We start from the raw sequence: 9,294 nt of genomic DNA on the forward strand, positions 1-9,294 counted from the left end.
GCGGGTGGGGCGTATGTGCCGTTGGATCCGGATCATCCGGCCGAACGCATCGCGCACATCCTCGACACCGCTCGCCCCCTCTGTGTCGTCACGACCAGCGCCGACGCGGCGGCCCTGCCCGAGGACGTCCGGGCGCTCGCCGTCGACACCCTGGAGCTAGACGGCTTCGACGACAGCCCGGTTCGCCCGGAGGAACTGCTGCGTCCGGTGTTGCCGGAGCACCCGGCGTACGTGATCTTCACGTCGGGATCGACCGGCAGGCCCAAGGGCGTCGCGGTGTCCCATGCGGCGATCGACAACCAGATCGCGTGGATGCTGGCGGAATACCCGCTGGGCCCGGACGACGTGTACCTGCAGAAGACGGCGACGACCTTCGACGTCTCGCTGTGGGGCTACTTCATGCCGTTGCGTGCGGGAGCGAAGCTCGTCGTCGCCACGCCGGACGGGCACCGCGATCCCGCCTACGTCGCGGAAACCATTGCCGGGCAGCGCGTGACGGTAACCGACTTCGTGCCGTCCATGCTGACCGTCTTCGCCGCGCACACCGCGCCCGGCAGCTGCCCGACGCTGAAACACGTCTTCGTGATCGGCGAGGCGCTGCCCCCGGAGACCGTGGGAGCCATGCACGCGGTGTCCGACGCCGCGGTGCACAACTTGTACGGCCCGACCGAGGCGGCGGTGTCGGTGACCTACTGGCCCGCGTCGGCGGACGAGCGCAGCGTGCCGATCGGTCTGCCGCAGTGGAACACGCAGGTGTACGTCCTGGACTCGTGGTTGCGGCCGGTGCCGGTGGGTGTGCCCGGTGAGCTGTACTTGGCCGGTGATCAGCTGGCCCGCGGTTATGTGCGGCGTCCCGATCTCACCGCGGACCGGTTCGTCGCCAACCCCTTCGGCAACGGTGACCGGATGTACCGCACCGGTGACCTCGTCGTATGGCGCAAGGACGCCGACGACGCGGTCCTCGACTACCTCGGCCGGACCGATTTCCAGGTGAAGTTCCGTGGTCAGCGGATCGAGCTGGGCGAGATCGAGACGGCGCTGCTGGCGCAGCCTTCGGTGAGCCAGGCGGTGGCGCTCGTGTCGCCTTCATCGCTGGGCGACCAACTCGTGGCCTACGTCGTCCCCGCTCCGGGAGACCGGATCGACACGCAGGCGCTGCGCTCCGCGATCGGTGAGACGTTGCCCGCCTATATGGTTCCGGGCGCCATCGTGGCGCTGGATGCGTTCCCGCTGAACTCCAGCGGCAAGCTGGATCGTAAGGCGCTACCGGAGCCCACCTTCGAGACCAAGCACTTCCGTGCGCCCTCGAGCGCGATCGAGGAGATCGTGGCGGGTGTGTTCGGCGAGGTGCTCGGTGTGACCCGGGTCGGCGCGGATGACGACTTCTTCGCGCTCGGCGGCAATTCGCTGGTCGCCACCCAAGTCGTGGCGCGTCTCGGCGCGGCGGTCGGTGGCCGCGTTCCGGTGCGGACGCTGTTCGAGACTCCGACGGTGGCGGGGTTGGCGGCGGCGCTGGAGTCGCACACGCACGGTGAGCGCGTGGAGTTGGGCAGTATCGCGCGGCCGGAGCGGTTGCCGTTGTCGCTGGCGCAGCGGCGGATGTGGTTCCTCAACCGCTTCGATCAGTCCGATGAGGCCGCGGAGCAGATCGGTTCGGCGGCCTACAACCTGCCGTTCGCGTTGCGGTTGACCGGTGCGTTGGATGTCGCCGCGCTGGGTGCGGCGCTACAGGATGTGGTCGTGCGCCACGAGGTGCTGCGCACGGTGTATCCGGAGACGGTCGACGGTCCGGTGCAGCTGGTGTTGCCCGCCGGGCAGGTCGCCTTGGATCTCACTCCGCGGGTGCTGGCCGAGTCGGACGTGGCGAGCGCGGTCTACGCCTTGGCGGCGACTCCGTTCGACGTGACGGCCGAGGTGCCGTTGCGGGCCGTCCTCATCCAGGTCGACGGAGCGCCCGAGACGTATGTGCTGGCGGTGGTGGTGCATCACATCGCGGCGGATGCGTCGTCGATGGGTCCGTTGGTGCGGGATGTGATGGTGGCGTATGCGGCGCGTACTTCGGGTGAGGTTCCGGGGTGGTCGTCGTTGCGGGTGCAGTATGCGGATTACGCGTTGTGGCAGCGCGAGGTGCTGGGCGACGAGAACGACCCGGCATCGATCGCGGCCCAGCAGATCGCGTTCTGGCGTGCCGAGCTGGCCGGGCTTCCCGATTTGCTGGAGTTGCCGACGGATCGTCCGCGGCCTGCGGTGGCGTCGCTGGCCGGTGCGCGAGTGGATATCGAGATCGATGCGGCGACGCATGCGGGACTCGTGGACTTGGCTCGTGCGCACGGTGCGACGTTGTTCATGGTGGTGCATACGGCGTTCGCGGTGTTGCTGGCTCGGCTGTCGGGCAATTCGGATATCGCCATCGGCACGCCTGTGGCGGGTCGTGGTGAGCGGGAGCTGGATGATCTGATCGGTATGTTCGTCAATACCGTGGTGTTCCGGACGCGGTTCGAGCCGGGTGAGTCGTTCGCGGGTTTGCTCGGTAGGCAGCGTGAGTCGGATCTGGCTGCGTTCGCGCATGCGGATGTGCCGTTCGAGCGGTTGGTGGAGGTGTTGAATCCGCCGCGGTCGACGGCGCGTCATCCGTTGTTCCAGGTGGGGTTGTCGTTTCAGAACGTCGCGCGGGCGGTGTTGGAGTTGCCGGGTTTGTCGGTGGCTGGTGTGGATGCGGATTTGGATGTGTCGCAGTTCGATCTGCATTTGATCGTGGGTGATGCGTATGCGGAGTCGGGTGCGGCTGGGGGTATCGGTGGGTTCTTGACGTATGCGACTGATCTTTTCGATCGGGCGACGGTCGAAGGGTTCGCTGATCGGCTTTCGCGCATTCTCGCCGCCGTGGTCGCCGACGCCAACGCGCCGGTCGGCGATCTCGAACTGCTCGACGCCGCCGAACGGCACGACGTGCTGGCACGCTGGAACGCCACCGACCAGGCGGTCGACGCGGATGCGACGCTGGCCTCGCTGCTCGACGCCAGTGTCGCGGCGGGCCCGCGCTCAACGGCGCTGGTCGCGGACGCGGTCGATGGTGAGCGGGTCGAGCTGACCTACGCCGAACTCGATGTGCGTGTGAATCGTCTTGCGCGGCATCTGATTTCGTTGGGTGTCGGTCCGGAGTCGCGGGTCGCGCTTGCGTTGCGTCGCTCGGTGGATTTGATCGTGGCGATGTACGCGGTGGCGAAGTCCGGTGGTGCGTATGTGCCGGTGGATCCGGATCAGGCTGCCGAGCGGACGAGCTACATCTTGGAGACGGCGGCACCGGTTTGTGTGCTGACGAATGCCGATGCGAAGTTCGAGACCGATGTCGCGCCGGTGGTGCGGATCGATGAACTGGATCTGTCGGAGCTGGATGCCGCGCCGGTCGCTGATGTCGATCGGGTCGCGCCGTTGCGTCCGGAGAACACGGCGTATGTGATCTTCACGTCCGGTTCGACGGGTCGCCCGAAGGGTGTCGCGGTTCCGCACGGCGCTATCGCGAACCAGTTGCAATGGAAGAACATCGAGTTCGGGCTCGACGCTGCGGATGCGATTCTGCTGAAGACGGCCGCGACGTTCGACCTCTCGGTGTGGGAGTTCTGGTCGGCGGTAGTGTGCGGTGGCCGTTTGGTCATCGCCTCACCCGACGGTCACCGGGACCCGACGTACCTCAACGAACTCATGGCCCAGGAATGGGTCACCACGCTGCACGTCGTCCCGTCGATGCTGGACGCGCTGTTGACTGCCGGTATGCCGGATTCGCTGTGGCGGGTGTTGGCGATCGGTGAAGCCCTTCCGGGTGCGTTGGCGCAGCGGTTCTTGCGTGAGAATCCGCGTACCGAATTGTTCAATCTGTATGGTCCGACCGAGGCGGCGGTGTCCATCACCAGCCATCGGGTCAGTGATACCGACCGGGTTTCGGTTCCCATCGGTGCGCCGGAGTGGAACAGTCGGGTGTTCGTGCTGGATGGTCGTTTGCGTCCGGTGCCGGTGGGTGTGTCGGGTGAGTTGTATTTGGCTGGTGCGCAGTTGGCGCGTGGTTACTTCGGTCGTGCGGATCTGACCGCGGATCGGTTCGTGGCCAACCCGTTCCAGCCCGGTGCGCGGATGTACCGCACTGGTGATTTGGTTGCGTGGACGAGCACAGGCGAACTGGAGTATCGGGGTCGTACGGATTTCCAGGTGAAGATCCGTGGTTTCCGTATCGAGCTCGGTGAGATCGAAGCCGCGTTGCTCGCCCTGCCGGAGATCGCGCAGACTGCGGTGATCGCGAAGTCGGATCCGCAGACCGGTGAGCGGTTGGTCGCGTACATCGTGCCTGTGGATGCTGGAGCAGGTGCCGCTGGCGATGCCGACGATACGGCCGGTGCCGGATCCGGCGTGGATGTGGCTCGGGTGAAGTCCGAACTGAGCGCTGGGTTGCCGTCGTACATGGTGCCTGCGGCGTTCGTGGTGCTGGATGCTCTGCCGTTGAACGTCAACGGCAAGCTCGATCGCAAGGCGTTGCCGGAGCCGGAGTTCGAGGTTCAGACGTTCCGTGCGCCGTCGACTCCGATCGAAGAGATCGTGGCGTCGGTGTTCGCCGAGGTGCTCGGGGTCGAGCGGGTGGGCGCGGACGACGACTTCTTCGCTTTGGGTGGTAACTCGCTGTTGGCGACCCAGGTCGCGGCGCGGATCGGCGCGGCGCTGGATGCGCGTGTGCCGGTGCGTGTGCTGTTCGAGGCCTCCACCGTGGCCGGATTGGCCGTGAAGGTCGAGCAGCACGCGGGAGCTGGCGGGCGTAAAGCCTTGGTGGCCGGTCCGCGTCCGGAACGGATCCCGTTGTCGCTGGCGCAGCAGCGCATGTGGTTCCTCAACCAGTTCGATCCGGCCTCATCGGTCTACAACATCCCGGCCGCCATCCGCCTCACCGGCGATCTGGACGTCGCGGCCCTGCGAGCGGCGGTCGCGGATCTGGTGGCGCGCCACGAGATCCTGCGCACGATCTACCCGCAGACGTCCGACGGCCCGGTACAGCGGGTGCTCGCGGCGGACGAGGTGCCGATCGACCTCACACCCGCGCGAGTCGACGCGGCCGATTCGGTCGCCGTGGTGACCAGCGTGGTCGGCGCGGGGTTCGAGGTCACCACGGAGGTCCCGTTCCGGGTCGCGCTGTTCGAGATCGCGTCCGCGAGCGCGGATGACCCCACCGAGCACGTGCTGGTCTTCGTCGCGCACCACATCAGTTCCGACGGCTGGTCGCTGGGCCCGCTCACCCGGGATCTGGTCCTGGCCTATGAGGCGCGCAGCAGAGGCGAGGCCCCGGCCATGGCCCCGCTGCCGGTGCAGTACGCCGACTACAGCCTGTGGCAGCGGGAGGTGCTCGGCTCCGAGACCGACCCGAAGAGCCTGATCTCGCAGCAGGCCGAGTACTGGCGGGACGCGCTCGCCGCTCTGCCGGAGGAACTGCCGCTGCCGACCGACCGGCCCCGGCCCGCCCAGGCGTCCTATCGCGGAGGCAGTTTCGCCTTCGACATCGACGCCGACCTGCACACCGGGCTAGAACAGCTGGCCAAACAACACAATTCGACGCTGTTCATGGTGGTGCACGCCGCGCTCGCGGTGCTGCTGGCGCGGCTGTCGGGCACCTCGGACATCGCGATCGGCACCCCGGTGGCCGGCCGCGGCGAGGCCGAACTCGACGACCTCATCGGCATGTTCGTCAACACGCTGGTGTTGCGCACCGAGGTCGAGCCGGGCACGTCGTTCGAAACGCTGCTGGCCGAGGTCCGCAAAACCGACGTCGCCGCGTTCGGCCATGCCGACCTGCCGTTCGAGCGGCTGGTCGAGTTGCTCGATCCGGTCCGCTCGGCGGCGCGGCATCCGCTGTTCCAGGTGATGCTGGTGCTGCAGAACCTCGCTCCCGCGACGCTCGAGTTGCCCGGGCTCACGGTGTCGGGCATCGATCCGGGAGTGTCGGCGGCCAAGTTCGATCTGCAGATCACCCTGGCCGAGCAGCCCGGTGCGCCGGGTCTGTCGGTGGTGATCGGTTACGCGACCGACCTGTTCGACGAATCGACGGTGCGGAACTTCGCGAGCCGGTTCCGTCGTGTCCTGGCGGCGGTCGCGGCCGATGCCACAGCCGTGGTGGGCGATATCGATGTGCTCGCGCCCGGCGAACGCGACCAGGTGCTGAGTGCGTGGAATGTGCCGGGGGCCTGGGTTCCCGGTGCGACACTGCCGGATGTGATCGCCGAACAGGCGTGGTTGCGCCCGGAAGCGGTGGCGATCCGTTCGGGTGAGACCACGTTGACTTTCGGTGAGTTGCATGCGCGGGCGAATCAGGTGGCGCGGGCGTTGATCGCTCGGGGTGCGGGTCCGGAGTCGTTGGTGGCGGTGGCGGTGGCGCGTACCGAGGAGTTGCCGGTCGCGTTGTTGGGGGTGTTGATCGCGGGGGCGGCGTATCTGCCGATCGATACCGGGTATCCGGTGCAGCGGTTGGAGTTCATGCTCGAAGACGCCGCCCCGGTGTGTGTGCTGACCACGGTGCAGCAGCGGGAGGCGGTGCCGTCGGGTGGGTTGCCGGTGGTGCTGCTGGAGGCGGCAGGAGAGTTCTCCGATGCGCCGGTGAGTGATGCCGATCGGGTGGGCCGGTTGCGCCCGGACAATCTGGCGTATGTCATCTACACCTCCGGTTCGACCGGGGTGCCCAAGGGTGTGGGTGTGGCGCACCGCAACGTCATCGAGTTGCTGGCCAACACGCAGCCGTTGTTCGGGTTCGACGAAACCGATGTGTGGACGTTGTTCCATTCCTTCGCGTTCGATTTCTCGGTGTGGGAGTTGTGGTGCGCGCTGGCGCACGGCGGCAGCGTGGTCGTGGTCGACTACCTGACCTCCCGTTCACCGGAGCAGTTGCGCGAACTGCTGATCGATGAGCGGGTCACGGTGCTGAATCAGACGCCGTCGGCGTTCTATCAGCTGGTGGAGGCCGACCGCGCCGCGGCGGGCGGGGCCGAGTTGGGGTTGCGGTATGTGATCTTCGGTGGGGAGGCGCTGGATCTGCGGAAGCTGGGCCGCTGGTATGCCCGCCATGGTGAGCGGACGCGGTTGGTGAACATGTACGGCATCACCGAGACCACGGTGCACGTGTCGTTCCTGTCGTTGGACCAGCAGATGGTCGACAACCCGGCCAGCGTGATCGGGCGGGCGATCCCGGGCCTGGACGCGTACGTGCTCGATGACCGGTTGCACCCGGCGCCGGTCGGGGTGGCAGGGGAGATCCATGTGGTCGGCGCGCAGCTCTCGCGCGGGTATCTGGGGCGTGCGGGGTTGACCGCGACACGGTTCGTGGCCGATCCGTTCGGTGCGCCGGGCTCGCGGATGTATCGCTCCGGGGATATCGGGCGCTGGCGTGCCCGCGGTGACGACGCCGCCCTGGAGTACGCCGGTCGCGGTGATCAGCAGGTGCAGTTGCGTGGGTTCCGTATCGAGCTCGGGGAGATCGAGGCGGCGCTGCTGCGGTGTGCCGGGGTCGGGCAGGCGGTCGCGGTGGTCCGTACCGACGAGCATGCCGGTGACCGTTTGCTCGGGTACGTCGTGCCCGACCCGGGCGCGAGCATCGACCCGACCACGGTGCGCGGCGAAGTCGCCGAATTCCTGACCGGCTACATGGTGCCGGATGCGGTGGTCGTGCTCGAGGTGTTGCCGTTGACGGCGAACGGGAAGCTGGACCGCCGGGCGCTGCCCGCGCCGGAGATCGTCAGCACGGCCGCCTACCGCGCGCCGCAGACGGTCACCGAGCAGGCCGTGGCCGCCGCGTTCGCCGAACTGCTCGGCGCCGACCGCGTCGGCCTGGACGACGATTTCTTCGGGCTCGGCGGTAACTCGTTGCTCGCGGCCCAGGTGGCCGGACGGCTGCGGGACGCGACCGGAGCGACGGTGCAGGTGCAGTGGTTCTTCACCGACGCCACGGTGGCGGGCTTGGCCGCGCGCATCGACGCCGGCGACGCCGACGCCACCGCGGCGCTGGACGTGCTGCTGCCCATCCGGGCGAGCGGATCGGCGGCCCCGCTGTTCTGTCTGCATCCGATGTACGGCTTGGCCTGGTCGTACGCGGGTCTGGCGCAGTTCCTGCCCGTCGAGCAGCCGATCTTCGGCCTGCAATCGCCCGCGTTGTCGGAGGACGTCGAGCTGCCCGGTTCGCTGGACGAACTGGCCGAGCGCTACCTGTCCGAGATCAGGGCGGTACAACCGCAGGGTCCGTACCGGTTGCTCGGCTGGTCCCTCGGCGGCGTGCTCGCCCATGCCATCGCCACCAGGTTGCAGGACGCGGGCGAGCGGGTGGAGTTGCTGGCCATGATGGACAGCCATCCGAATCCGGACGTGGTCGGATTCCGCGCGGCGGTGCGCGGGGCCCTGGCCGAACTCGGCCTCGGCACGGCGGTCACCGCGGACGGCGATGTCTACGAACTCGACGACGAGTCGTTGGCCGCGTTGCACGCCATGATCCCGGCCGATCTGGTCGCGGTGACTCCCGAGCGGCTGCGCCGGATCTACCGCACCGCGGTCCGCTCGGCGGAGTTGATCGCCGAGCACCGGCCCGGAGTATTCCGCGGCACCGTGCAGTACTTCAGCGCGGCGGTCGCCGATCCCACCGACGAGTTGCGCGCCGCCGCGGCCGACTGGTGGCCGTACGTCCAGGGCATGGTCGTCGACCGGCCGGTCGAGGTCACCCACGCTCGGATGGCCACACCGGAGGCGCTGGCGGTGATCGGACCGCAGCTGGCCGCTCTGCTCGACGCTCGCCGTTGACCATCCCTGCCGACGTCGCGACCCCAATCGCGCGTCGGCAGGTAATAATCAACCGCGGCACTCGTCACGTGCGTCCGTTTTCGACCCGAAACCCCAGGGTCGAGGCCGGTCGCGCTCGGCGTGCGCCGGTGGTCAGGTAACGATCGACCTGCGCACGTTCGATGATCCCAGGGTGGGGAGCATGGTGACGTGCGTGCGGCGACGATAGACAGGGTGAGGCAGCACGATGGTTCGGGCGGTCGGGCAGCGGCGTGACGAGACTGCGGAAGCGGTGCGCGTATGACCCGCCCGGCGCGTGTGCGCCCGACCCGGACCCGCCGCCCCCGCGTCACCACTCTGCCGCAATTGATGGCCACCGCCGTCGAGGCCAACCCGAGCGGCGCGGCCGTGGTGTTCGCCGACGCGACCGCCACGCTGGCCGCGCTGAGCTATGCTGAGCTGGACGAACGGTCCACGCGTTTGGCGCGTTTGTTGATCGATCGC

2 protein-coding genes are annotated in these 9,294 nt (G+C 68.1%); both read left to right on the top strand.

Translation table 11 applies throughout. The features are described 5' to 3' along the window. Window positions 1-8,811, top strand: an 8,811-nt coding sequence (locus tag ACL03I_RS38750) for an amino acid adenylation domain-containing protein (RefSeq protein ID WP_412808554.1), incomplete at its 5' end; no start/stop codon positions are given. 279 nt (window positions 8,812-9,090) lie between these two features. Next, window positions 9,091-9,294: hypothetical protein (locus tag ACL03I_RS38755; RefSeq protein WP_412808555.1), on the top strand; the 204-nt coding region annotated here is incomplete at its 3' end.

This window comes from Nocardia sichangensis (assembly GCF_047200615.1).
GTDB lineage: Bacteria > Actinomycetota > Actinomycetes > Mycobacteriales > Mycobacteriaceae > Nocardia > Nocardia sichangensis.